The sequence below is a fragment of the Pseudomonas guariconensis genome, assembly GCF_015680235.1.
GTDB classification, from domain to species: Bacteria; Pseudomonadota; Gammaproteobacteria; order Pseudomonadales; family Pseudomonadaceae; genus Aquipseudomonas; species Aquipseudomonas guariconensis_A.
In genome coordinates this window covers 27,519-52,500 of the sequence record NZ_JADLJL010000015.1, presented here as the reverse complement: position 1 = coordinate 52,500, position 24,982 = coordinate 27,519, and the positions used below count along the sequence as shown (strand labels likewise).

General features: G+C 64.2%; 22 protein-coding genes (1 of these 22 running past the window's edge). 10 read left to right on the top strand and 12 right to left on the bottom strand.

Going from position 1 to position 24,982, the window contains the following annotated elements; translation table 11 throughout:
• A protein-coding gene (locus IRZ56_RS12655; protein ID WP_196145253.1) for an SCO family protein crosses the window boundary here: on the top strand, positions 1 to 331 show its final stretch. It extends 662 nt beyond the left edge of the window; the window shows 331 of its 993 coding nt (coding positions 663–993); the start codon falls outside the window, past its left edge; its stop codon occupies positions 329 to 331.
• 325 nt (positions 332 to 656) lie between these two features.
• Here the strand turns inward: IRZ56_RS12655 and IRZ56_RS12650 are convergent, their stop codons facing one another.
• Genes IRZ56_RS12650 through IRZ56_RS12640 form a run of 3 tightly spaced genes read right to left on the bottom strand, consistent with a single transcriptional unit; the run spans position 657 to position 4,092 of the window.
• Positions 657 to 1,478, bottom strand: coding sequence for a helix-turn-helix transcriptional regulator (locus IRZ56_RS12650; protein ID WP_196145252.1), 822 nt, complete (start codon positions 1,476 to 1,478; stop codon positions 657 to 659).
• Between the two features lie 53 nt (positions 1,479 to 1,531).
• Positions 1,532 to 2,950, bottom strand: a complete 1,419-nt coding sequence (locus IRZ56_RS12645; RefSeq protein ID WP_196145251.1) for an aminotransferase — start codon at positions 2,948 to 2,950, stop codon at positions 1,532 to 1,534.
• A 38-nt stretch (positions 2,951 to 2,988) separates the two neighbouring features.
• Positions 2,989 to 4,092, bottom strand: coding sequence for a polyamine ABC transporter substrate-binding protein (locus tag IRZ56_RS12640; RefSeq protein ID WP_196145250.1), 1,104 nt, complete (start codon positions 4,090 to 4,092; stop codon positions 2,989 to 2,991).
• Positions 4,093 to 4,428: 336 nt separating this feature from the next.
• Here IRZ56_RS12640 and IRZ56_RS12635 point away from each other — a divergent pair, with 336 nt between their 5' ends.
• Entirely contained in the window at positions 4,429 to 6,075 is a 1,647-nt protein-coding gene (locus IRZ56_RS12635) for an MFS transporter (protein ID WP_196145249.1), read from the top strand.
• A complete protein-coding gene (locus IRZ56_RS12630; protein ID WP_196145248.1) occupies positions 6,072 to 7,199 on the top strand; it encodes an HlyD family secretion protein in 1,128 nt (375 codons plus the stop codon). Before IRZ56_RS12635 ends, IRZ56_RS12630 begins: the two co-directional genes overlap by 4 nt.
• Before the next feature lie 41 nt (positions 7,200 to 7,240).
• Here IRZ56_RS12630 and IRZ56_RS12625 read toward each other — a convergent pair whose 3' ends face one another.
• The 3 genes from IRZ56_RS12625 to hisN form a co-directional block, all read right to left on the bottom strand.
• Positions 7,241 to 8,116 (bottom strand): AEC family transporter, encoded by an 876-nt coding sequence (locus IRZ56_RS12625; RefSeq protein WP_196145247.1) that lies wholly within the window; start codon positions 8,114 to 8,116, stop codon positions 7,241 to 7,243.
• Between the two features lie 106 nt (positions 8,117 to 8,222).
• Entirely contained in the window at positions 8,223 to 8,954 is a 732-nt protein-coding gene (locus tag IRZ56_RS12620) for a hypothetical protein (RefSeq protein WP_196145246.1), read from the bottom strand.
• A 262-nt stretch (positions 8,955 to 9,216) separates the two neighbouring features.
• Positions 9,217 to 10,008 (bottom strand): histidinol-phosphatase, encoded by a 792-nt coding sequence (hisN, locus tag IRZ56_RS12615; protein ID WP_196145245.1) that lies wholly within the window; start codon positions 10,006 to 10,008, stop codon positions 9,217 to 9,219.
• Between the two features lie 161 nt (positions 10,009 to 10,169).
• Between hisN and IRZ56_RS12610 the strand changes: the two genes are divergently transcribed.
• The gene (locus tag IRZ56_RS12610; RefSeq protein ID WP_196145244.1) at positions 10,170 to 11,060 is read left to right on the top strand and encodes a universal stress protein; all 891 of its coding nucleotides are present in this window, start codon (positions 10,170 to 10,172) and stop codon (positions 11,058 to 11,060) included.
• 196 nt (positions 11,061 to 11,256) lie between these two features.
• On the opposite strand, the gene IRZ56_RS12605 is transcribed toward IRZ56_RS12610, so the two are convergent.
• From IRZ56_RS12605 to ptrR, 4 genes are all read right to left on the bottom strand, one after another.
• Complete coding sequence (locus tag IRZ56_RS12605; protein ID WP_411969637.1) at positions 11,257 to 11,718, bottom strand: acyloxyacyl hydrolase; 462 nt, start codon at positions 11,716 to 11,718, stop codon at positions 11,257 to 11,259.
• Between the two features lie 282 nt (positions 11,719 to 12,000).
• Positions 12,001 to 12,747, bottom strand: a complete 747-nt coding sequence (locus IRZ56_RS12600) for a phytanoyl-CoA dioxygenase family protein (RefSeq protein ID WP_196145243.1) — start codon at positions 12,745 to 12,747, stop codon at positions 12,001 to 12,003.
• Positions 12,748 to 12,887: 140 nt separating this feature from the next.
• Entirely contained in the window at positions 12,888 to 13,331 is a 444-nt protein-coding gene (locus IRZ56_RS12595) for a carboxypeptidase regulatory-like domain-containing protein (RefSeq protein WP_196145242.1), read from the bottom strand.
• Between the two features lie 83 nt (positions 13,332 to 13,414).
• Positions 13,415 to 14,281 carry a putrescine utilization regulator PtrR gene (gene ptrR, locus IRZ56_RS12590; protein WP_196145241.1) on the bottom strand — a complete coding sequence of 289 codons (867 nt, stop codon included), beginning with the start codon at positions 14,279 to 14,281 and terminating at the stop codon, positions 13,415 to 13,417.
• A gap of 106 nt (positions 14,282 to 14,387) precedes the next feature.
• Here ptrR and IRZ56_RS12585 point away from each other — a divergent pair, with 106 nt between their 5' ends.
• Positions 14,388 to 15,773, top strand: a complete 1,386-nt coding sequence (locus IRZ56_RS12585) for an aldehyde dehydrogenase family protein (RefSeq protein WP_196145240.1) — start codon at positions 14,388 to 14,390, stop codon at positions 15,771 to 15,773.
• Positions 15,774 to 15,861: 88 nt separating this feature from the next.
• Here IRZ56_RS12585 and IRZ56_RS12580 read toward each other — a convergent pair whose 3' ends face one another.
• On the bottom strand, positions 15,862 to 16,764 hold the full coding sequence (locus IRZ56_RS12580) for a helix-turn-helix domain-containing protein (protein WP_196145239.1): 903 nt from the start codon (positions 16,762 to 16,764) through the stop codon (positions 15,862 to 15,864).
• Positions 16,765 to 16,915: 151 nt separating this feature from the next.
• On the opposite strand from IRZ56_RS12580, the gene IRZ56_RS12575 reads away from it, so the two are divergent.
• The 5 genes from IRZ56_RS12575 (at position 16,916) to IRZ56_RS12555 (ending at position 23,505) form a co-directional block, all read left to right on the top strand.
• Entirely contained in the window at positions 16,916 to 18,274 is a 1,359-nt protein-coding gene (locus IRZ56_RS12575; protein ID WP_084858925.1) for a glutamine synthetase family protein, read from the top strand.
• 122 nt (positions 18,275 to 18,396) lie between these two features.
• Entirely contained in the window at positions 18,397 to 19,485 is a 1,089-nt protein-coding gene (locus IRZ56_RS12570; RefSeq protein WP_196145238.1) for a polyamine ABC transporter substrate-binding protein, read from the top strand.
• A gap of 12 nt (positions 19,486 to 19,497) precedes the next feature.
• Positions 19,498 to 20,790, top strand: a complete 1,293-nt coding sequence (locus tag IRZ56_RS12565; RefSeq protein ID WP_196145237.1) for an NAD(P)/FAD-dependent oxidoreductase — start codon at positions 19,498 to 19,500, stop codon at positions 20,788 to 20,790.
• A 98-nt stretch (positions 20,791 to 20,888) separates the two neighbouring features.
• A complete protein-coding gene (locus IRZ56_RS12560; protein ID WP_196145236.1) occupies positions 20,889 to 21,563 on the top strand; it encodes a DUF3313 domain-containing protein in 675 nt (224 codons plus the stop codon).
• A gap of 286 nt (positions 21,564 to 21,849) precedes the next feature.
• Entirely contained in the window at positions 21,850 to 23,505 is a 1,656-nt protein-coding gene (locus IRZ56_RS12555; protein ID WP_196145235.1) for an alkaline phosphatase D family protein, read from the top strand.
• Between the two features lie 131 nt (positions 23,506 to 23,636).
• On the opposite strand, the gene IRZ56_RS12550 is transcribed toward IRZ56_RS12555, so the two are convergent.
• Positions 23,637 to 24,944: a serine/threonine transporter gene (locus tag IRZ56_RS12550; protein ID WP_196145234.1), complete on the bottom strand. Its 1,308-nt coding sequence runs from the start codon at positions 24,942 to 24,944 to the stop codon at positions 23,637 to 23,639.
• Positions 24,945 to 24,982: the final 38 nt, after the last annotated feature.

Genomic DNA, 24,982 nt, shown 5'->3' with positions numbered 1-24,982 from the left:
CGAGCAGATCTTCAGGACCCGCTGCTCGTCGTGCCACAGCCTGGGCGATGCCGGCCCCAGCGCCTCGGGCGGCATCGGCCCGGACCTGCTGGGAGTGACCCGGCAACGCGATGCTCGCTGGCTGGTGCGCTGGCTCAAGGAACCCGACCGCATGCTCGCCGAAAAAGACCCGTTGGCCATGCTGCTGTACGCCCAATACAAAGGCCTGGCCATGCCTAACCTGCGCTTGGGCGATACCGAGGTCGCGGCGCTGTTGGCCTATCTGGAGGAGGAAACCCGGCGGGTGCAAACCCCCACGATGTCTTCCCAAGTACCTTCTCACAACTTGTAGGAACGGCCTTGCGCCGCGATCAAGGGCAAAGCCCTAGCCGACACCCTCACCCCACGCCCGGCCAATCGCGGGCAAGCCCGCGCCCTAATGCCGGCCAGTTAATCTATTTGGGACATGTAATTGGGGCTGCTATGCAGCCCATCGCGGCACAAGGCCGCTCCTACAGGATCATGCAAACCTGGCCAATGGCGGGTTTCCTGTAGGAGCGGCCTTGCGCCGCGATGGGGCGCCTAGCGGCCCCAGTTGCTTAACTGACCGGCATTTTTGTGGGAGCCGGCTTGCCGGCGATTGGGCCCGCACCGGCAACGCAACCTTTCGCCCGCCCCTACCCCTGCCTCAACCAATCGATGAAGCGGGCAAACAACTCGGACTGCGAGTTGATCCCAAGCTTTAAGTAAAGGTTCTTGCGGTGCATGCGTACCGTCTCCGGCGAGATGCCAAGCTCGATGGCCGTGGACTTCACCGAATGCCCACGCAGGATCATGTGCGCCACCTCGCGCTCGCGGTCGGTGAGCACCCGACAACCAAAACTGTCGAAGGCCGCCTGCAACCCCGCCGGCTCTGCCGGGCCCGGTGTCTCCATCAGGTGATGGCGGGCATAGCGGGCCAGCAGCTCGCGTACCATCGGCTCGACCGCCCGCAGCAAGTCCACCTGCCCTGCACTGAGCCGTGTACCACTGCGGCCTTGGAACAGGCTCAGGGAAATCTTGCGGTCCTCGGCGATGTCGGCGATGAAGTAGCTGTCTTCGCTGCAACCGGTGCCCAGGTAATAGGCCTTGTAGTAGTCGCTGTCGAAGAAGTTGTCCGGTGCGATGTCCTGAAGGTGATAGAACCCCTCGGCCAAACCGTTCTCCACTGCCAGGCAGAACGGGTCCAGCAGGTAGCCCGCTGCGAAGTAGCGGTTGAGCACGGCGTCGCGGTGGCATTCGGGAATACCGTGCTGGTAGAGCAGCCGCGGCGCCCGGCCCCGGCACTCGAGGCTGATCATCATCGACTCCGCCGACACCAGCCCAGCGATGGCTGCAGCCAGGTGCGCCAGGCCGTCGGGGCTGGCGCTGTGGGCGAACGCCTGTTGCAGGGCCGCGTGCCATTGCTGCAAGGCACCGAAGCTCAGGGTGACGGGGGTATCGAGGGTGGGCTGGGTCATGCCCGGCAGTCTAGCCTGCCGAGCATGGACGCGCACAGCCTGTTTCAAGTGGCTCATCGACCGTGGTACAACCCTTCGGCGCGCAGCTCATGGGCGGTTTCGAGGATGCACTGGCGCAGGGTCTGGACGATCTCGTCGACCTGGGCGTGGGTGATCACCAGCGGCGGCGACATCACATTCAGGTGCATGATCGGCCTCACCAGCAGCCCCTTCGCCTGGGCCTTTCGATGGATACGCTCGCCGATGTTCACCGCATCGTCGAACAACGCCTTGCTGGCCTTGTCGGCGACGAACTCGACGCAGGCCATCAGCTTCATGCAGCGCACGTCACCCACCAGCGGCAATTCGCGTAGGCTGCCCAGGCGTTGCTCCAGATACGCGCCCACCTCGTTCACATGGGCCAGCAGGTTCTCCCGCTCGATGATCTCGATGTTCTTCAACGCCGCAGTGCAGCACACCGGGTGGCCGCTGTAGGTGAAGCCATGGGTGAAGCAGCGCCCCTTGCCCGGCTCGGCGATCACCTGCCAGATCCGCCCGGAGAAGATGCACGCGCCCAATGGCAGATAGGCCGAGGTCAGGCCCTTCGCGGTGGTGATGATGTCCGGTTGCACGCCGAACAGTTCCTCGCTGGCGAAGAACGTGCCCAGGCGCCCGAACGAGGTCACCACTTCGTCGGCGACGAACAGGATGTCGTAGGTCTGGCACAGCTGCCACATGCGCAGGAAGTAACCCTTGGGCGGGATGATCACCCCGCCCGAGCCCATGATCGGCTCGGCGAAGAACGCCGCCACGTTGTCCGCGCCCAGCGACAGGATCTTGTCCTCGAACTCGGCCACCAGGAAGTCGAGGAATTCGGCCTCGTCCATGCCGTCTGGAGCACGGTACGGGTTGGGGTTGGAAATGTGGTGGATCAACGGGTGCGAGTAGTCGAATTCCGGCACCCGGTCGGCTGCCTTGTTACCGATCGACATGGTCAGCGTGGTCGAGCCGTGGTAGGCGTTGAAGCGGGCGATGATGTGCTTCTTGTGCGGCTTGCCTCGGCAGTTCTGGTAATACTGGATCAGCCGGTAGGCGGTGTCCACGGCGGTGGAGCCGCCGGTGGTGAGGAACACGTGGTCCAGGTCCCCCGGTGCCAGCTGCGCAAGCTTCTGACACAGCTCGATGGCCACGTCGTTGGCCATGTCGGAGAAGGGGTTGGAATACGCCAGCTTGCGCACCTGGTCGGCGATGGCCTGGGCCATTTCCTCTCGGCCCAGGCCGATGTTGGTGCACCACATACCACCCACGGCGTCCAGGAAACGGTTGCCTTGGGCGTCACGGATATAGGCGCCCTCCCCGGCGACGATGTTCAATGCGCCCTGTTCGCGATGCTCATCGAACATGTGGTAGCCGTGCATGTAGTGGGCCTTGTCGGCCTCTACCAGTGGGTCATGGGCGAATGTCGAAGCGACTGCTTGGCTTGGCGTGGCCATGGGGCAGCTCCTTGCGGGAAAAATGATAGGGAGTCAGTTCACAGACCGGTCTTGACGGTGCTCCACACCCGGGTGATGGCCCGCATGTCCCGAGGCGCCTGGGTCTTCTGGGCGAACAGGCGGCTACGGGTGGCGTCGTCGGGGTAGATCGCCGGGTTGGCGCGGATGTCCGCCTGCACCAAGGGCGTGGCGGCGGCATTGCTGTTGGCGTAGTGGATGTAATTGGTCACCTTGGCCATGGTCTGTGGTTGCAGCAGGAATTCGATGAAGCGGTGCGCGTTCGCTGCATGGGGCGCATCCTTGGGCAGGTAGAAGTTGTCGAACCAGATCAGCGAGCCCTCCTTGGGAATGAAGAAGTCCAGCGTGATGTCCTTCTTCGCCTCCTCGGCGCGGGCCTGGGCGGTGGCGTAGTCGCCGGACCAGGTCAGGGCCAGGCAGGTATCGCCGTTGGGCAGGCTGGTGAGGTAGTTGACCGAGTCGAACTTCTTCACATAGGGGCGGATACCCAGAAGCAGGTTTTCGGCCGCCTTCAGGTCGGCGGGCGCGGCGCTGTGCGGGTCCTTGCCCAGGTACTGCAGGGCCAACGGGATCACCTCGCTGGGCGCATCCATCAACGTGACGCCGCAGTCGGCGAAGCGCGAGACGACCTTGGGGTCGAACAGCATCGCCAGCGAGCCGATGGGGGCGTCGGGCATGCGGGCCTTGATCTTGTCGACGTTGTAGGTCACGCCCGAGCTGCCCCAGGTATAGGGCGCCGAGTACTTCAGGCCCGGGTCATAGCCTTGCAGCTCACCGACCACCTTGGCGTCCAGGTTGTGCCAGCTGGGCAACTGGCCCTTGTCCAATGGCTGGAACACCCCGGCCTGGATCAGCGGCGGCACCAGGGAGGCGTTGAGCATGACCAGGTCGTAGCCGGAGCGCCCGGTCAGCAGCTTGGTCTGCACGGTTTCGTAGCCGTCGAAGGTGTCGTAGATCACCTTGATGCCAGTGGCCTTCTCGAAGTCCGCCAGGGTGGTCTTGCCGATATAGTCGGTCCAGTTGTACAGCCGCAGCGTGTTGCTCGCATCTGCCTCCACTGCCTGCGTGGCGCTGGCGCAGGATGCCAACAACAGACTGCCAATCACCTTCAGTGCCTTGCCCATAGCAACTCCATCGTGTGACTGCTCGGGATGAGCCGGTGGCGTTACTATCGGAAGATTCGGCGGCTTGGAACATACCCCGAATGTGTGGGTAGACCGTAAATGAACCTGTTAGGGGCTCGCTTGCGGGGACTTGTCCCACGATTGCGCCGGCCCTGCCATCGCCACCGCCTGGCAAGGGCTTCGCCCTTGATCGCGGGGCAAGCCCGCTCCTTGGGGCCGTGCAAACGGATGGTGTGCTTTTTTGGAGCGGGGCTCGTTTGGTTCAAACACAGGTATTCCAACCCCTTCTCTACTCGCGTAGAGTTTTTTCCACGCGAACCCAGGGCTGTATCAGGAATGGACAAATACGCGCCGCGTCAGTGGCTCCCTCACGAAAAGCCCAGCCTTCCTGGTTCCCCTTCCACCCCCCTGCATGCCCCTGCCACACGCCTGGCCTATGGCCTGGTCGGGCTGCTGGTGGCCATCACTGGTGGCCTGGGCAACGCGCTGGTCACCGCCAACCTCACCTTCCTGCAAGGCGCATTGGGCGCCACCAGTGCGGAAATGGCCTGGCTGCCCGCCGCCTTCGTGATGACGAACGTGTCGATGAACCTGCTGCTGGTGAAATTCCGCCAGCAGTTCGGTTTGCGCGCCTTCACCGAAGTGTTCCTGGTGCTCTATGCCCTAGTCACCTTCGCTCATCTGTTCGTCAACGACCTCAACTCCGCCATCGCTGTGCGCGCGGCACACGGTATGGTGGGCGCGGCGCTGAGTTCTCTGGGGCTGTACTACATGATCCAGGCCTTCCCGGCGCAATGGCGGCTGAAAGCCATGGTGCTGGGCCTGGGCGCCTCGCAGCTGGCTGTGCCGCTGGCTCGGGTGTTTTCCGAGGACCTGCTGCAAATCGCCGAATGGCGTGGCCTGTACATGTTCGAACTGGGCCTGGCATTGACCGCGCTGGGTTGCGTCCTGTTGCTCAAGCTCCCGCCGGGTGACCGCTTCAAGACCTTCGAGCCGCTGGACTTCCTGACCTTCTCGCTGATGGCCAGCGGCACCGCCCTGCTCTGCGCCGTGCTGTCCCTGGGGCGCATCGACTGGTGGCTTGAGGCGCCTTGGATCGGTGTCGCCCTGGCGGCTTCCATCGCCCTGGTGTGTTCGGGGCTGGCGATCGAACACAACCGCAGCAACCCGTTGCTGATGACCCGTTGGCTGGGCAGTGGCGCGGTGGTGCGCTTGGCCTTGTGCGTAATCCTCATCCGCATGGTCACCTCCGAGCAATCCACCGGTGCGGTGGGCTTCCTGCAGGCGTTGAACATGGGCAGCGAACAGATGCGCAGCCTGTACTGGGTCATGCTGCTGGGCGCGGCCACGGGGCTGCTCACCAGCGCCTTGACCATCAACCCGGCGCACCTGGTCACGCCATTGTTCATCTCGCTGGCCGCCATGGCCGCCGGGGCGTTCATGGACAGCAGCTCGACCAACCTCACCCGCCCGCAGCAGATGTACCTCAGCCAATTCATGCTGGCCTTCGGTAGCACCTTCTTCCTCGGCCCGTCCATGGCCCTGGGCATCAGCCACGTGCGTACCAACCCGCGCAACCTGGTGAGCTTCTCGGTGATGTTCGGGATCTGCAACAACCTGGGCGGCCTGATCGGCGCGGCCCTGCTGGGTACGTTCCAGACGGCGCGGGAGAAGTTTCACTCCAGCCACCTCGTCGACCACTTGAGCTACCTCGAACCGCTGGTCAACGCCCGGGTCCAAAGTGGTGGCGCCGGCTATGCGGGGGTGATCGCCGACCCCGGCTTGCGCAACGAAGTCGGCACGCGCCTGCTGGCCAACGCAGCCACCCGTGAGGCCAATATCCTGGCCTACAACGATGTCTTCATGCTGATCGGTGCCATTGCCGTGGCGACCATGATCTGGATCCTCATACGCAGTTTCTGGCTCTGGTATACCCGGCCAGCCGCCGCACCCAACACCTCACGCGATGCTTCGAGCCGATGACACAACCGACCCAGTCCACGACCACCACCGCCCTTGCCGAAACGCCCGAAGGCACCGCGCCGCCCAGCGAGCCCGGCAGCCCGGTGCGCACCCGGCGGGTGCGTATCCTTTCCTCGATCAGCTTCGCCTGCGTGGCCCTGGCCGGCGTGCTGCTGGTGCTCTACGCCTGGCGCCTGCCGCCGTTCGGTAGCGCCATCGAGAGCACCGAGAACGCACTGGTGCGCGGTCAGGTGACGATCATCGGGCCGCAGCTGGCCGGCTATATCGTCGACGTGCCGGTGCATGACTTCCAGTTCGTCAAGCATGGCGACCTGCTGGTGCAGCTGGACGACCGCATCTACAAGCAGCGCCTGGCCCAGGCCATCGCCCAGTTGAAGCAGCAGCAGGCGGCCCTGGCCAACAACCTGCAGCAGCGCAGGAGCGCCGAAGCCACCATCGCCCAGCGCCAGGCGGCCATCACCGATGCCGGTGCCCAGGCCGACAAGGCCCGCGCCGACCTGCGTCGCAACCAGGCACTGATCAGCGACGGCTCAGTGTCACGCCGCGAGCTGGACCTGGCCCGGGCCAGCCATGCCGCTGCGGTGGCCAGCCTGGCACAGGCCAAGGCGGCCCTGGAGATCGCTCGCCAGGACCGGGAAACGGTGGTGGTCAACCATGCGTCGCTGGAAGCCTCGGTGGAAAATGCCAAGGCGGCTGTGGAGCTGGCACGCATCGACCTGGACAACACCCGGGTCACCGCGCCACGCGACGGCCAGCTGGGGCAGATCGGCACGCGCCTGGGGGCGTATGTCAATTCCGGCGCGCAGTTGATGGCGTTGGTGCCTGAGACTTTGTGGGTGATCGCCAACATGAAGGAGACCCAGATGGCCAATGTGCGCATCGGCCAGCCGGCGACCTTCACCGTGGATGCGTTGAACCACCTCAAGCTGCACGGGCATGTGCAGCAGATCTCGCCGGCCACCGGCTCGGAGTTCGCGTTGCTGCAGGCGGACAATGCCACCGGCAATTTCGTCAAGATCGCTCAGCGCATCCCAGTGCGCATCACCGTCGACCCCGACCAGCCGGAGGCCAAGCGCCTGCGGCCGGGGATGTCGGTGGTGGTGAGTATCGATACCGCGCAGTAGCCCGCAACGCCCGATGCCGTGACCGTTCACCGACTGTCGGCCTAAAGCCACCAGGCCAGCACGGCAGGCAGCCAGGCGAACGACAATACCGTCGAGCACATCACCAGGTTCGCCACCTGCTCCGGCTGGCGATTGGCGCGCACCGCGAGCAGGTAGTTGAACACTGCCACCGGCATCGACGACTGCACCACCAGCACCGCCCGCTCCAGCGGCTCCAGGCCCAGCGCCGTGCCGACGCCCCAGCCCACCGCAGCACCCAGCACGATGCGCAGGCCACCGAGCAACAGGCCGCTGCCCACGTGGTGCAGGCGGATGCTGGCCAGGGAGACCCCTAGGGTCAGCAGCATCAGCGGGATGGTCATGCCGCCCAGCAGGTCGGCGGTATTGGCCAGCCAGCGTGGCAGTTCAAGGTCCAGGAAGATGATGGGCAAGGCCGCGGCCAGGCTGATCACGATGGGGTTGCGCAGCAGCGCCTTGAATGAGGCGCTGGCACCGGACATGGCGATGCCCAGAGTGAACTGGAAGATCGACAAGGTCAGGAAGAACGCCACGGCCAGGGCCAGGCCATGCTCGCCGAAGGCATACAGGCTGATCGGTAACCCCATGTTGCCGGTGTTGGGGAACATGAACGCCGGCATCAGCACGCGCCAATGCTGGCCGCTGGCACGGCTGACGATGAAACCGGCCAGGGCCATGCCGAGCATGCACAGCACGCAGGCCAGGGCCATGCTGGTGAAGGCCGCCGGGTCCAGCTGGGTGCGACTCAGGGTGGAAAGCACCAGCGACGGCGTGCCGACCACCATGACGATGCGGGCGATGAATTCGGTCGGGTAGTCCTGGCCACGGCGGGCCCAGGCATAGCCGATGCCGGCGACGATGAACACGGGGGCCAGGACGGCGAACAGCGAAGCCAGCATGGAGGGGTTCCTGAATCCGGTATGAGAAAAGGCTGCGTATTATGCGGGTAGCGCCCACCCTGTGGGAGATATCCTGGTCGCGACGCCAGCTGATCGTTCGAGGGCTCTACTGTACCGGCAGGAAGTTCATCAGCAGCAGGCTCTGGGCATAATTCAGGCCGATGCGCCGGTAGCGTTCGTCGAGCATCTGTGCCAGCAGGTCTAGCCGCGCCACGATCTTGCCGAACTCCACGGCGAAGCTCAGGTTGCTGCCTTCTTCGGAGATCTCGTTGGAGAACAACAGCAACACCCCGTTGGCATCCTGGCGCTGGCTGAGCATCCAGGTAGCCTTCTCGATATTGCCCGCAGCGTTGTTGATGAACAGCGGGTCGATGGTGTCGGTCATGTAGAACTCGGTGCGCCCGCCGTGGGCGGTGATCACCATGCTGCCGATGGCATAGATGAATGCACCGACCCGGTCGCCGCGAAATTCCGGGCTCAAGGCATAGCTCAAGGCCGCCAGGTCGCGGCGGTTGCCCAATTGAGGCAACGGCTGGCGCTGCTCGATGGCCAGGCGGATCTGCCGCTCGGCGGTGGCAGCATCGAGGTAGCCTGAGAGTTTCCATTGGCTGGGGTTGCGCTGGTAGAGCTTGTTCATCAGCAGGTACAGGCTCTGCAGGTTGTCGCGCATGGCCAGGGTCGCCATGCGATCGACGCTGGTCTGGAACAGCTCGCTGGGCTTGCCGTCACCGAACTGGGTGATGATGTCGCGGCCCTGCTCCTGGGTGCAGGCGCACAGGGCGAGCGTGGCGCCTGCCAAAAGCAGGCGCAAGGAAGGTTTTAGCAGTGATACAACCATCGGCACCGGGGTCTGGGGTCAACGGCTGGGGCGGACATCGGCCCAGCCTGGCCATGGATAGAGCCCGTAAATGCGAAAAAGTGCGATGGATAGGCCAAAGGTACTTCAAGCCTGCTCACCTAGCACACCGCATAACCATTGGATTGTGCGGTTCTTGTAAGAGATCACCCAGCCCTTCAGGCTGCGCTGCCGCGCAGAGAACAACCCACCTCTGTGGGAGCGGGCTTGTCCCGCGATGAAGGCAGTACAGTCTCCTCCCATGTCACATGGCGTGACGCAACATCTCCACCACCTGCGCATGCAACGCCGGGTCGCCACAGGCCACCACACAACCGCCGTTCTGCGCCGAGCTGCCGTCCCAAGCAGTGATCACCCCGCCCGCGCCTTCGATAATCGGCATCAGTGCCTGTACGTCGTACGGCTGCAGGCTGGCCTCGACGATCACATCGACGAAGCCCGAGGCCAACATGCAGTACGCGTAGCAGTCGCCACCGTAGCGCATCAACCGCGCCTTCCCTGCCACGGCCTCGAAGGCTGCCTTGCGTTCGGGCGTGTCGAACATGTCAGGGGTGGTGCACATCAGCGTGGCCGCGGCCAGGTCGGAGCAGGCTCGGGTCTTGAGCGGCGTGCCGCTGCGCCAGGCGCCGGCCGGGGTACCGACGAAACGTTCACCGGTGAAGGGCTGGTTCATCACTCCCACGACCGGGCGCGAGCCGTCGTTCAGGGCGATCAGCGTACCCCACAGCGGCAGGCCGGTGATGAACGCGCGGGTGCCGTCGATCGGATCCAGTACCCAGGTCAGCGGGCTGCTACCGACGGCAGCGCCGTGTTCCTCGCCGAGAATGCCGTGCTCCGGGTAACGGGCGAGGATCTGCTCGCGCATGGCGTCCTCGGCAGCCTTGTCGGCCACGGTCACCGGGTCGTACAGGCGCCCGCCCTTGTCCTCGACGTCCAGGTTTGCACGGAAATGCGGCTGGATCGCCGCGGCGGCGACATCGGCCAGCTGCTCGGCGAAAGCGCGGAATTCGCCAATCTGTTCAACGCTCAGGGACATGGATCGGGCCTCGATGTGGAGAAAGGGCTCGCATCATACCCCAGGTCCCGATGCGCCGGCTGGTCTGCCGGCAGGGTCTAGACTGAATGAGGGATTCGGCCACTTGGCCCGGACAACCAGCGCTGGCAGAAAGGGGGGGCTGCCGCACGTGGAGGTATGAGATGAGCCAGTTCAAGCGATTGTTCGTGATGCTCGGACCGCAGATGCGCCACACCCCTGCCCTGCAGCGGGCGGCGGCGCTGGCCGAGTCCAGCGGCGCACTGCTGGATATCAACGTGTTCGTCGATGATGTCGACACCTTTGGCTTGATGAGCGACAGCCGCGAACGTGAGCGCCTGCTCGAGCACAACCGCCAATGGTTGGCCGACGAGGCCGAGCAGCTACGCACTGCCGGGCTGGATGTGTCCACCGAACTGCTGCTCACCCGCGACCCGTTGGGCAGCGTGCTGGAACAGGTCGAGCACCTGGGCTGTGACCTGTTGGTCAAGGATGTGCAGCACGAGCCGGTGCTCAAGCGCCTGCTGGTGACGCCCCTGGACTGGCAACTGCTCAAGGACAGCCCGATCGCCGTGCACCTGGTCAGCGATATCCGCCTGCCGCTGCCCCGGCAGATCGCCGCCGCGGTGGACCTGAACTGCCACGAAGGTGCCGAGCACCTGGATGAACAGGTAATCCGCTGCGCCCATGCCCTGGCCTTGCAGTGCAATGCCGAGCTGCACCTGTTGCATGTGTGCGATGCGGCCAAGACCCATATCGCCGACTTCGGTGCCGGTACCGTGACCATGCCAGGCTTCGATGGCAGCGTACGCACCGCCCAGCGGGCAGCCTTCAACCGCCTGGGCGATCATCACCAGATCGACCTGGAGCGCAGGCACTTCCTCGAAGGGCCGGCCATACGGGAAATCGCCCAATTCGTCAGCCACAGCCGGGCGGACGTGATCGTCATGGGCAGCCACCGGCACGATGCGATGCGCACGTTCCTCGGCGGGACCACAGCCCATGTGGTGGAACACCCGCTGTGCAACGTGCTGGCGATCAAGGCAGTGCGCTGATGCTGCAGCCGCAATCGCGGGGCAAGCCCGCTCCCACAGGCCCGCCCCCCCTCTGTAGGAGCGGCCTTGTGCCGCGATCGGCTGCATGGCAGCCGCAAAACCTGCGAGCACGATAGCCTGCGAAATCGAAGTGGCAGGCTTCATGGCTGCTGCGCAGCCGATCGCGGCACAAGGCCGCTCCTACATAAAGAGGAGATTAGAAGCCTTTGCTGTAGTACAGCGAATACGATTCGATACCGTCGTTAGGCTGCTTCAGGCCGGCATTGGAATAGTGCATTGCGCGAATCCCGATCTTCTGCTCTTGCGGCAACTTCAAGCCAAAACCGATGCGGTCTTCGAAGTTGACCGAAGACCCCAGGCGCTGGTCGCCTACATCGGTCTTGGAGAACGCGGCAAGGCCAATACCCGCCTCGATGAACGGGGTATAGGTGAAACCGCTGAATTCATAAACGAACACCGGGCTGAACGACAGCGAGTGGGCACCACTGGCTTCACCGCCCTCCCAGTAGGTGTAGGCCGCATCCCAATAGCCGGTCAGGTGGCCCGTGTTGCTTTCGAACCACTTCTTGTCCCAGTCGAACGAAAGGCCGATGCGGTAAGTCATGTCGCCTTGGCCGGTGGCACCAACGGCGCCGGACACTTGGGCGGCTTGGGCCATGTTGGCGCCGGCCAGAGCCAGGACGGCGGCGGCCAGCGAAGCGGCGAGACGGGTTTTCATCAATGACATCTCCTGATGGTCTTCACGGACAAGCCGGTGCAATGCCTGCCGGCCTGTTGCCAATCGGGGGCTCGTGCCCCTCGTTTTTGCTTGTCGATCCTGGAGCATCCAAGTAACAAGACGTAATACTTTTTGGATTATCGACCAGTTAAACAGAAAGTTGAAACTTATTTGCCACTATGGTCGAAGACACACTGTTGCGTTTTTGTAACTAATGCCCGATCAGTCATAGACCGACTCCTCATGTTCGCCCAACAAACGCCGTTGCCGAGGTGTCGCCGCCTGCAATACTTCGGGGTTGAACTGCCACGTCAAATACGGCGAAAACTTCTGCGCCACCATGCGCCGGCCGTAGTGCACCTGAAGCATGTCACGGACCTGCCCGCCACTGCTGTTGGCCCCACCGCAGTGCCAGACATCGCTGCGAAACACCAGTGCATCGCCGGCCTGGCACAGCACCGCCCGCGCCGCCTGCCCCAGCCAGCTGTCCTCGCCCTCACGGGGCGGTCGACCGGCACGGTGGCTACCGGGCACGATCCAGGTCGGCCCCACGGCATCGTCGATGTCGCACAGGTACACCTGGGCCGTGAGAATCTGCGCCGGCTGGCTGAAATCTTCACGAGCGCGGATCCAGTCGGGCACTTCCATGGGCAGGTAATCCAGGTGCAACCCCATGCCGGGATATCCCGGATGGCTGCGCCAGGCAGTCTGGCCAATCACATGACAATCGGCGCCCAGCGCGGCCTCGGCCAACTCGACCAACGGTGGCAGGTCGAGAAACGATAGCCACAGCGGGTCGCGATTGAAGACGCACTTGTAATGCTCCAACAGCCCCTGGTAATCCCAATGCAGCGGCTGCAAGTCGTCGATGGCGCATCGCAGCAAGGCTATGCGCAGCGGTTCCAGGACTCCCGGAATCAGCACGTACCCACGGTCGTGCATGGACTGCAGCTGGATCTCCAGGTTCATGGCCATACTCCGGCAGGCGCCTCACTGAAGTATCAGAAGCGCACGCATCCAGGATCGTTCAAAAAATATAGGCCCGATCCATGAAGTCGGATCAGGCCTATGTCCAGAAACCGGAAAGAGTACATATGTACCCTTCCCCGCTAACGCCAATGCAGGTTCACGTTGGCCGGCGACTTGCCACCCACCGTGACCTGCTGCTGCACGGTTTCGCCATCGGCGGTCCCGGACACACGGTATTGCCCTGGCGGTAGCTGCACGAACAGCAGTGGGCCGACATCCTGCAATGCCAGCACCGGCTGGCCTTGGGCATTCTGGATGTCCACTGCGGCGCCGCTCTGGAACTTGCCTTCGGGGCCGATCGACAGGGTGACGTGCAAGTCATAGCCCGGGGTGCGACGCAAGGCATTGGCCTCGTCCTGGCCGATACCACCTTGCAGGTAGCGTACGCCGTTCTGCTCCTGCGGCTGCAAGTGCACGCCTTGCGGGTCGATCGGTGCGTTGAGGTCGGCCGCGGCAGCCAGGGTCCAAGGCATGACCAGGGCCACCAGCAGCGCTGCGCACAAGCCGAAATGATGGTTGCGCATGGTGCATTCCTCCCTCGAGGGATGGTCTACACAATGTTCGACGTCGCGTCAGTAGTGGCGTTCGAGCCAGACAGGGCCGCCCGTCAGGCCGCCCGACGCTCTTCGAGCAGCTTGATGAACATGCTCAGGCTGCGCGACACCGTACCCCGTCGCCAAACCAGCCAGGTCTTGAGGTAGCGGAAATCCTCGGACAACGGCCAGACGCTCACCGTGCTGCAGCCGGGCATGCTGTCGAGCATGCTGCGTGGCATCAAGGCCAGGCCGGCACCTGCGCTCACGCAGGCCAGCATGCCGTGATAGGACTCCATTTCATGGATCTTGCCCGGGACCGCCTGGTCCTGGACGAACCAGTTCTCGAAATGGTGGCGGTACGAGCAGTTGGCGCGAAAGGCATAGATGCTCTCGCCGTTCACATCGCGTGCACGGCCCACCGGGGCGTGGTTGAGCGGCGCGATGATGACCATTTCCTCCTGGAACACCGGCATGCCCTCCAAAGTGGGGTGCAACACCGGGCCATCGACGAACGCCGCCACCAAGCGCCCGGCCAGCACGCCTTCGAGCATGGTCCCGGACGGGCCGGTGGACAGGTCCAGGTCGACCTTGGGGTAGCGCTGGTTATAGGCCGCCAACAGCCCGGGGATTCGCACCGCTGCGGTACTTTCCAGCGAGCCCAGGGCGAAGGTGCCCTGTGGGTCCTCCCCCGCCACGGTCAGGCGCGCCTCATGCACCAGGTCGAGGATGCGCCGGGTGTACTCGAGGAAGTTCCACCCCGCCGGCGACAAGCGCAGGCGGCTTTTCTCGCGGATGAACAGGTCGACGCCCAGGTCTTCCTCCAATTGCTTGATCCGCGTGGTGAGGTTCGAAGGCACCCGGTGGATCTGTTGGGCGGCGGCGCTGATGCTGCCGTGCTCAGCCACGGCCTTGAAGATTTCCAGTTGCACCAGGTCCACAGGCTTTCTCCATTCGTGAATGTTTCGCTCATTATTATTCAGTTTTCATTAAAGCTGCACGCCACTAGTCTGGGCGCTCGCTGGACACAACAACGAGGAACCCGCCATGAGCGAGATCAGCAGCCTGACCCACGCCATTTCCGTCGACCCGCACAGCGGCGAGCGGATCGGCCAATACCCCTTCGACACCGACGCCGCACTGGAAGCGGCGCTGCAACGCGCCAAGGCAGGCTTTGGCCAATGGCGCCAGGTGTCGCTGGGTCAACGCAGCGAATACCTGCTCGCCCTGGCGGCCGCCCTGCAGGCCCGACATGAAACCTTCGCGCAGATGATCAGCCGCGAGATCGGCAAGCCGATCACCCAGGCCCGTGGCGAAGTCAGCAAGTGCGTAGGCCTGTGCCAGTGGTACGCCGAACACGGCCCGGCGATGCTCGCACCGGAGCCGACCCAGATCGAAAAGGCCCGCATCGAGTACCGTCCGATGGGCCCGATCCTCGCCGTGATGCCGTGGAACTTCCCGATCTGGCAGGTCCTGCGGGGCGCCATACCAGCGCTGCTGGCCGGCAACACCTATGTGCTCAAGCACGCGCCGAACGTGATGGGCAGCGCCTACCTGCTGCTGGAACTGTTCAAGCAGGCCGGCTTACCGGACGGCGTGTTCGAGGTGATCAACGTCACCCCGGAGGGTGTCACCCGCGCCATCAATGACCCACGCATCGCAGCGGTCACCCTCACCGGCAGCGTGCGGGCCGGCATGGCCATCGGTGCCCAGGCCGGTGCCGCACTGAAGAAGTGCGTGCTCGAACTGGGCGGCTCGGACCCGTTCATCGTCTTGGCCGACGCTGACCTGGACGCTGCAGTCAAGGCGGCGGTCATCGGTCGCTACCAGAACACCGGCCAAGTCTGCGCGGCGGCCAAGCGCATGATCGTCGAGCAAGGCGTGGTCGACGCCTTCACGCGCAAGTTCGTCGAAGCCACCCGCCAGCTGAAGATCGGCAATCCGCTGGACGACGACACCTACATCGGCCCAATGGCCCGTTTCGACCTGCGCGACGAACTCGACGGCCAGGTCCAGGCGACCCTCGCCGAAGGCGCGACTCTGCTGCTGGGCGGCAAGAAGGCCGAAGGCGTGGGTAACTACTATGAACCTACTGTGTTCGGCGACGTTACCCCGCAAATGACCGCCTTCAAGCAGGAACTGTTCGGCCCAGTGGCGGCGATCATCACTGCCAGCGACGCCGACCATGCCGTCGAGCTGGCCAACGACAGTGAGTTCGGCCTGGCCTCGACCATCTACACGGCCGACCTGGCCCTGGCCGAGCGCATGACCGCGGCCCTGGATACCGGTGGCGTATTCATCAACGGCTACTGCGCCTCTGACCCCCGCGTGGCCTTTGGCGGCGTGAAGAAGAGCGGTTTCGGGCGGGAACTGTCGCATTTTGGCGTGCGAGAGTTCTGCAACGTGCAGACCGTATGGCTGGATCGTAACTGATTCTGGCATATATTCGCCGGGGTACCTTTGGCGCCTATGAGATCGAGCGCCGCCCGCGCGGCGCTCGATCTCATAGGCAGCGGAGCGGCTACGGCGAACGCTTGAGCGTCTCGCTCGGCAACTCCTTGAACAACTCCCGGTAACTTTCGGAAAACCGCCCTAGGTGCCAGAACGACCAGCGCATCGCCACCTCGGCCACGGTCACATCCCCGGCGCCATGGCGCAACAGGTCGCGTCGAGCCCCGTTGAGCCTGCGCAACCGCAACCACTGCCCCGGCGGCATGTCGGTGAAGGCCTTGAACGCCTGCTGCAACTGACGCAACGACACCCCGGCCACGTCGGCCAGTTCCATCAGGTTGAGGGTTTCTTCCGGGCAGTCGGCCGCCCATTCGCTGACCCGGCGCATGATTGCCCGCGCCTCGTCACGTCGCCCCAGGGCATCGCCTTGCAGGCGCTGGCAGGCGTTGTCGAGGATGAACAGGCAGTCTTCCAGCAGCTGTTCGGCCAGGGCCTTGCCCTCCATGGGGCAACCGGTATCGGCCAGGCGCGTGAGGGTCGCGCTCAGCCAGCTGCCGAACAAGGCGTTCTGCCCACTGCCCAGGGGCACCATGAACAGCCCATCCAGCCGCTCCAGGTTCAGCCCGTGGCGCGCCATGAAAGCCTGGTCGAAGACCACTGCCACTTCCTGGTAGTTCTCCGGGGTGATCCAGATGTTGCGGCTGTCTTCGTTGAGCAGGTACAGGCTGTTGTCGCTGCGGTCGAAGCAGAACGCCAACGACCCGCTCGGCGCGCGGAAGAACTGCTCGACCCGCGTGTTCAGGCGCTCTTCGTAGACCTCCACGCCATCGAGCCCCAGGCAACGCAACTGGCCGTTGAAATGCCCGGGGGACATCTGCCGGTATTGCTGCTGCCAACCCGGGGTGGCGCGGACCTGTTCGGTCACATCATGGGTATGGAAAGCCTGGACCTGCAAGGCATTGGCCGTTGTCACGCGCTCGTCCTTTATGCACTCTTTTGGTGCATTTGTTCGCGAAGAAAGTGGATAGATCGCCCCAGGGGGCTGCGACCAAGATAGCCCTCAGCGCGTCGCCTGGGAAGATTCCAACGCGGACTCGCCCATAAAACCCAACCAAGAGGTCTGTATGAACGCCCCCTTCGATCAGCTGTCCGCCTGGCTGAAAGAACACCGGATCACCGAAGTCGAATGCGTGATCAGCGACCTGACCGGCATCGCCCGCGGCAAGATCGCTCCCACCGCCAAGTTCCTCCATGAGCGTGGCATGCGTCTACCCGAAAGCGTGTTGCTGCAGACAGTCACCGGCGACTACGTAGACGACGACATCTACTACGACCTGCTCGATGCCGCCGACATCGACATGGTCTGCCGCCCCGACCCTGCCGCGGTGTACCAGATTCCCTGGGCGATCGAGCCCACCGCCATCGTCATCCACGACACCTTCGACAAGCACGGCAACCCGATCGAGCTGTCGCCGCGCAACGTGCTCAAGAAAGTCCTGAAGCTGTACGCCGACAAAGGCTGGCAGCCGATCGTGGCGCCGGAGATGGAGTTCTACCTGACCCAGCGCTGCGAAGACCCGGACCTGCCCCTGCAGGTGCCGCTGGGGCGCTCGGGCCGTGCCGAGAGCGGCCGGCAGTCGTTCTCAATCGATGCGGCCAACGAATTCGACCCGCTGTTCGAAGACGTCTATGACTGGTGCGAACTTCAGGGCCTGGACCTGGACACACTGATCCATGAAGACGGCCCGGCGCAGATGGAGATCAACTTCCGCCACGGCGACGCCCTGGACCTGGCCGACCAGATCACCGTGTTCAAGCGCACCCTGCGCGAGGCGGCGCTCAAGCACAACGTCACTGCCACCTTCATGGCCAAGCCGATCACCGACGAACCGGGCAGCGCCATGCACCTGCACCAGAGCGTGGTCGACATTGCCACCGGCAAGCCGATCTTCGCCAACGACGACGGCAGTAAGAGCGAGCTGTTCCTGTACCACATCGGCGGCCTGCAGAAGTACATCCCCAAGGTGTTGCCGATGTTCGCGCCAAACGTCAACTCGTTCCGCCGTTTCCTGCCGGACACCTCGGCACCGGTGAACGTCGAGTGGGGCGAGGAGAACCGCACCGCAGGCCTACGCGTGCCGACCTCCAGCCCCGAGGCCATGCGCGTGGAGAACCGCCTGCCCGGCGCCGACGCCAACCCGTACCTGGCGATCGCCGCAAGCCTGTTGTGCGGCTACCTGGGCATGGTCGAGCGGATCGAACCGAGCGCGCCGGTACAGGGCCGCGCCTACGAGCGGCGCAACCTGCGCCTGCCGATCACCATCGAGGATGCGCTGCAGCACATGGAAGACTGCCAGATCCTGCACCAGTACCTGGGCCGGCAGTTCGTCCAAGGCTACGTGGCGGTCAAGCGCGCCGAGCACGAGAACTTCAAACGCGTGATCAGCTCGTGGGAGCGTGAATTCCTGCTGCTGAGCGTCTGACCTTCGGGGCACCTGTGCAAGCGGGTCTAGCCGCGTCAGTACGCGGCCCCTGCTTGCACAGGGCCCTCGCCCGGCAGCCCCGAACCAACACCGTAAACAACAAAGCCAAACGAGGTGTCGACATGCGTCATCTGCAAACCCTGATCCCCGCCGCGCTCACCCTGGCGTTCGGCATGGCCGCCCAGGCCCAGCCCGAGGTCAAGGTCTACAACTGGACCGACTACATAGGCAGCACCACCCTGGCCGACTTCCAGTCCAGCACCGGCATCAAGGTGGTGTACGACGTATTCGACTCCAACGAAACCCTGGAGGGCAAGTTGCTCGCCGGGCGTACCGGCTACGACGTGGTGGTGCCCTCCAACCATTTCCTCGCCCGCCAGGCCAAGGCCGGCGCCTTCATGCCCCTTGACCGCGACAAGCTGCCGAACTGGAAGCACCTGGACCCAGCACTGCTCAAGCAACTGGAGCAGAACGACCCCGGCAACCAGTATGCAGTGCCCTACCTGTGGGGCACCAACGGCATCGGCTACAACGTCGACAAGGTCAAGGCAGCACTGGGCATCGACCATATCGACTCCTGGGCGGTACTGTTCGAGCCGCAAAACCTTGAAAAGCTCAAGCAGTGCGGCGTCGCCTTCATGGACTCGCCCGACGAGCTGTTCCCGGCTGTGCTCAACTACATGGGCCTGGACCCGCGCAGCGAAAGCCCTGGCGATTACGCCAAGGCCAAGGCCAAGCTGATGGCGGTACGCCCCTACGTGACCTACTTCCATTCCTCCAAGTACGTCTCGGACCTGGCCAACGGCAACATCTGCGTGGCCTTCGGCTATTCCGGCGATGTGTTCCAGGCCGCCCAGCGCGCCGAGGAGGCCGGCAACGGCGTGAAGATCGCCTACAGCATTCCCAAGGAAGGCAGCAACCTGTGGTTCGACCTGCTGGCGATCCCCAAGGATGCAGCCAACCCCGAACAGGCCCTGGCCTTCATCAACTACCTGCTCGACCCACAGGTGATCGCCAAGGTCAGTGCCACCGTGGGCTACGCCAATGCCAACCCCGACGCCCAGGCGCTCATGGACACGGCGCTGGTGAACAACCCTGAGGTCTACCCGCCCCAGGCGGTGCTGGACAAACTCTATGTATCCACCACCCAGAGCCCGAAGATCATGCGCCTGATGACCCGCTCCTGGAGCGATATCAAGTCCAACCGTTGAGCCGAGCCTGTCATGCACACTACCCAACACACAGCGTCCTACTACGCTGCCACGGCGCGCCACAGCGCGCCCTACCCTGCGCTCGAGGGCGAGCTTCGCGCCGATGTCTGCGTGGTCGGTGGCGGCCTGACGGGCGTCAACACTGCTCTGGAGCTGGCCGAGCGCGGGCTCTCGGTGATCCTGCTGGAGGCCCGGCGCATCGGCTGGGGCGCCAGTGGGCGCAACGGTGGGCAACTGATCCGTGGCATCGGCCACGACGTCAGCGGCTTTGCCCGCTACGTAGGCCAGGACGGCGTGCGCTACCTTAAGCAGGCCGGCATCGACTCGGTCGAATTGGTCGCTGAGCGCATCGCCCGCTACGGCATCGAATGCGACCTGCGCTGGGGCTTCTGCGAACTGGCCAACACCCCGGCGCAGTTCGCCGCCTTCAAGGAAGAACAAGACGACCTGGCCGCGCTCGGCTACCGCCACGAAACCCGGCTGGTGGGCCCCGAGCGGATCCAGGAGGTGGTCGCCAGCGACCAGTACGCGGGCGGCCTGGTGGACATGGGCTCAGGCCACCTGCACCCGCTGGACCTGGTGCAGGGCGAGGCGCGCGCCGCAGCGCAGCTGGGGGTGCGGATCTTCGAGCAGAGCCCGGTTCAGCGCATCGAACATGGCCCTACCGTGACCTTGCATTGTGCCCGCGGCAAGGTCCGGGCCCAGAGCCTGGTACTGGGCTGCAATGCCCACCTGGACGAGCTGGAGCCGCGCCTGAGCGGCAAGGTGCTGCCCGCCGGCAGCTACGTGGTAGCCACCGAGCCGTTGCCCGAACGCCTGGCCCGTGCCTTGATCCCGCAGAACATGGCCCTGTGCGATCAGAAAGTGGGCCTTGACTACTACCGCCTGACCGCCGACCGCCGTCTGCTGTTCGGCGGCGCCTGCCACTATTCCGGGCGCGACCCGAAGGACATCGCTGCCTACATGCGACCCAAGGTGCTCAAGGTGTTTCCGCAGTTGGGCGATGTGCGCATCGACTACCAGTGGGGCGGGATGATCGGCATCACCGCCAACCGCTTCCCCCAGGTCGGCCGACTGAGCCAGCACCCCAATGTCCATTACGCCCAGGGCTATTCCGGCCACGGCCTGAACGTCACCCACTGGACCGCCCGATTGCTGGCCGAGTCCATCGCCGCGGGCCATAGCCAGGGGCTGGATGTGTTCAGCGCCGTGCCGCACCTGACCTTCCCCGGCGGCAAGGCCCTGCGCTCGCCGCTGCTGGCACTGGGGATGCTGTGGTATCGGCTGCGGGAGGTGTTGGGCTGATGTCGGCGCCCGTTCGTGAACGCAACGGCATGGCCACTGGCCAACTCACAATGACCTGCTAGCGTTGTTCTGGCCGCTCTCTCAAGGATGCCGAATACATGAAAGCCCTGCCTCGCGTCACCCTGTTGTGCGCCGCTCTGCTGGTCGCCGCCTGCTCCAGCAACCGCGTCGACCCCAGCGACTATTCCGGGTTCCTCAAGGACTACAGCCGCCTACAGCCGGCGGAAAGTGCCTCCGGCGTGCCGGTGATGCGCTGGATCGACCCGAACGTCAAGGCCAGCCAATACACCCATGTGTTCATCGAACCCAGCCAGTTCTACCCCAAGCCGCAACCGACCGCAGTGATCTCGGCCCAGACCCTGGGCCAGATCAACCGCTACTTCAACGAAGCGATGCGCCGCGAGATGGGCAGCGTGCTGACCCTGGCCAAGGCCCCGGGGCCCAACACCATCGTGGTGCGTCCGGCGATCACGGCGGTGTCCACCAGCACGGAGGGCTTGAAGCCCTACGAGGTGATCCCCATCGCCCTGGTGGCCGCAGCGGTCAATACGGCCGCCGGTGGCCGCGACCAGGATGTGAAGATCGCCGTGGAAGCGGCCTTCCTCGATGGCGCCAGCCAGCAGGTACTGGCCCAGGTGGTACGCAAGGGCAGTGGCACGGAACTGGAAAACGACACCCAGAAACTCACCCTCGAGGACGTCAAACCCGTGCTTGACGGCTGGGCGAGCGACATGCGCCGCAGCTTCGTCGCCCTGCGCGACAAGGCCCGCTGAGGCACCGCGTCCCTGGCATGGAGCACCTTAGCGACGGTCCGACTTGTCCCGCGAAGGGCATCGTCGCGGACCAAACCCTAATGCCTGTCAGTTAAGGACGCGGGGCACTGCACGGCCATCGCCGGCAAGCCGGCTCCCACAGGGACAGTGCTGCCCGCAAGTGTGGGAGCCGGCTTGCCGGCGATGGGCACCCAAGTGCAGCCGATAAGGCTTGACTGACTGGCAATAGGTGAAACCCGGTCTTTAATGGCCGGTATCACCGTGATCCGCACTCAGGACGAGCCTCATGCCACTGCTTGACCCCACCTCCAACGAAAGCAAGTATTCCAAACTCTCCAGCGCAGCCCTGATCGGTGCCACAACACCGACCAGCACGCGTCTGTGGGTACGCTTGTATCGCCCCGGTACCTGGTACCTGGCGGTGAGCGCCCAGCCCCTGCGTGGCGATCTGGTTCGCTTGGGCGACCTGCCGGTGACCCAGTACCTCAAGGATCAGGGCATCAAGACCGTATACCTGAAGGCACAGACGCTGGGCTTCGAGACGGACGTGACCGGGGTGTTCGATGTCGACGGGCTGAAGCCCGGCACCACCTACTACTACGCCTTGATCAGCGATGAACGCGACCCCACCAAGGTGGGTCGGCGCACCGAGATCGGCGGCGACCGCCCGCGCTTCTTCGTCACTCCGCCGCTTGCGCCCAACACCCTCACCTTCGGTTTCTACAGTTGCCATGACCCGGTCAGCGCCGACGGCAGCGCCGGGGCCTGGCCCTTGATGCACCAGCAACTGGCCGACCAGCGCGCTACCTTCGTCATCGGCGGTGGCGACCAGGTGTACGTGGACACAAACAAAAAAAACGGCTTCCTGGACATCTGGGAATGGCTCAAGGACAACAAGGACGAACTGCTGCAGGCCTACAAAAAAGGCAAGGGCTACGACAAGTCCGGTATCGAGCGCTACCTGTGCAACCTCTACCGCTGGTTCTACCGGGTTTACTGGAACGTGCCCAGCCAGCGGGAAATCTACGAGCGCCTGCCCCAGTACATGATCTGGGACGACCACGAGATCATGGACGGCTGGGGCTCGTTGACCAACGCCGAGCGGCGCAAGCGCATCTCGCTGCTGTTCGAGAGCAGCAACAACACCACGACCAACCAAATGCTGGTCGACCTGATGTGGCGTGCCGCCTGCCGGGTGTACTACGAGTACCAGCACAGCCACAACCCACCCACGCCGATCGACCTCAACGACCCCGACGCCTGCCAGTGGGACTATGCCTTCGAGCAGGGGCGCTCGGCCTTCTACGTGCTGGACATGCGCGGCCATCACGACGTCGAGGCAGACGACCCGTACAAGCTGCTGGGCAGCGCGCAGATGAAGCGTTTCGCCACCTGGCTGAAGAGCCCGGCGGTCGAGGCTGCCGATGCGGTGTTCGTGGTGTCGCCGGTACCGGTCATGCACTGGCGCAATGCCGTGACCAATTACGCCGACATCGGCTCGTTCAAGGACGACTGCATGGACGAATGGGACCACAAGACCAACCAGGCCGAGCGCAAGCACCTGCTCGACCAGGTGTTCGCGACCCTGGGCAGCAGCGGCAAGCCGGTGGTGTTCCTAAGTGGCGACGTGCATTGCGCCGCGGTGTTCCGCCTGCTGCACAAGCGCTACCCGACCGCCAAGGTGTTCCAGGTCACCTCCAGCGCCATTTCCCGGATGCCGGCACCGGGCGTGCTGAAGCTGGCGATCAGCGCCGGCGGCAGCATGCCGGGGATCAACGACATCGTCTGCGAGCGCTGGTACGCCATGGCCGGTTCGAAGAACTTCGCCATGCTCCAGGTTCGCCCTTCGCTCAATGGCACCCACACGGAGGTATTGGTGGAGCTGCACTGGCCGGGTGGCGACGATGGCGAGCTGACCAAGCGGCGTGTGCTGCTTAAGTGAGCCGGGCGCGCGACAGCGCAGCCCGAAGGGCCGGGGGACCTCCCACAGGGATCGCGCACTGCTTGAGCTTACGCTTCACCTGTGGGAACGGGCTTGCACCGCGATGGGGCTGCGAAGCAGCCCCCGCCAACTCAAGCCACGAAGGTATAGACGATCGCCGACAAGGTGATCAACCCCACCAGCACCACGAATACGTTCGACAGCCTGCCCGAGTATTGGCGCAGGCTCGGCACCTTGCGCACGGCATACATCGGCATCAGGAACAGCAGGCAGGCGATCACCGGCCCGCCCAGGCTCTCGATCAAGCCAAGGATGCTCGGGTTGAGCGTCGCGACTAACCAGCAGGCCAGCACCATGAACGCCGCGGTCACACGCTCCAGGCGCTTGGCCGGCCAGGCCTTGCCGCGCCCGCGCAGGCTCTTGATGATCATGCCCTGGAAGCCTTCGCTGGCGCCGATGTAATGGCCCAGGAACGACTTGGTGATCGCCACCAGAGCAATCAGCGGAGCGACGAAGGCGATCACTGGGGTCTGGAAGTGGTTGGCCAGGTACGACAGGATCGAGATGTTCTGCGCCTTGGCCGCCGCCAGGTCACCCGGGCTCAAGGCCAGCACGCAGCTGAAGCAGAAGAACATCACCGTCACCACCATCATCACGTGGGCGGTGGCCAGAGTGCGGCCGCTCTTGCGGTCGGCGTCGGCACCGTAGCGGTGCTTCTGGTCCACGGCGAAGGCCGAGATGATCGGCGAGTGGTTGAACGAGAACACCATCACCGGTATCGCCAGCCACAGGGTCAGCAGCAGTTTCGATGCGTCCAGCCCTTCGCTGGCCTGGGCGAAGAAGGCGCCGTTCCAGTTGGGGATCAGGCTCAAGGCAAGCAGCAGCAAGGAGGCGACGAACGGATACACCAGTACGCTCATGGCCTTGACGATGATCTGCTGACCGCAGCGCACCACGACCATCAAGCCCAGAATCAGCAACAGCGACAATAGTGCCCGTGGCGGAGCGGCCACCTGCAACTGGTGTTCGAGGAAGCTGGTGAGGGTGTTGGTCAGGGCCACGCTGTAGACCAGCAGGATCGGGAAGATGGCGAAGAAGTACAGCAAGGTGATGAGCTTGCCAGCGCCGGTGCCGAAATGCTCTTCCACCACTTCGGTGATGTCCTCGCTGCCGCCCTTGCGGCCGGACAGCACGAAGCGGGTCAGCGCCCGGTGCGCGTAGAAGGTCATGGGGAAGGCTAGCGTGGCCAGGATCAACAAGGGCCAGAAGCCCCCCACACCGGCATTGATCGGCAGGAACAAGGTCCCGGCGCCGATTGCCGTGCCGTACAGGCCCAGGGCCCAGGTGGTGTCGTGTCGGTTCCAGCTGGTCGTGCCCTCGGTCGAAACCGGGGCGGCCGAATCCGCACGAATGCTCGTGGTGTTTTGTACATCAGTCATGGGTATCGTCTTGTAGTTGTTTTTGTCGCTCGGTACAG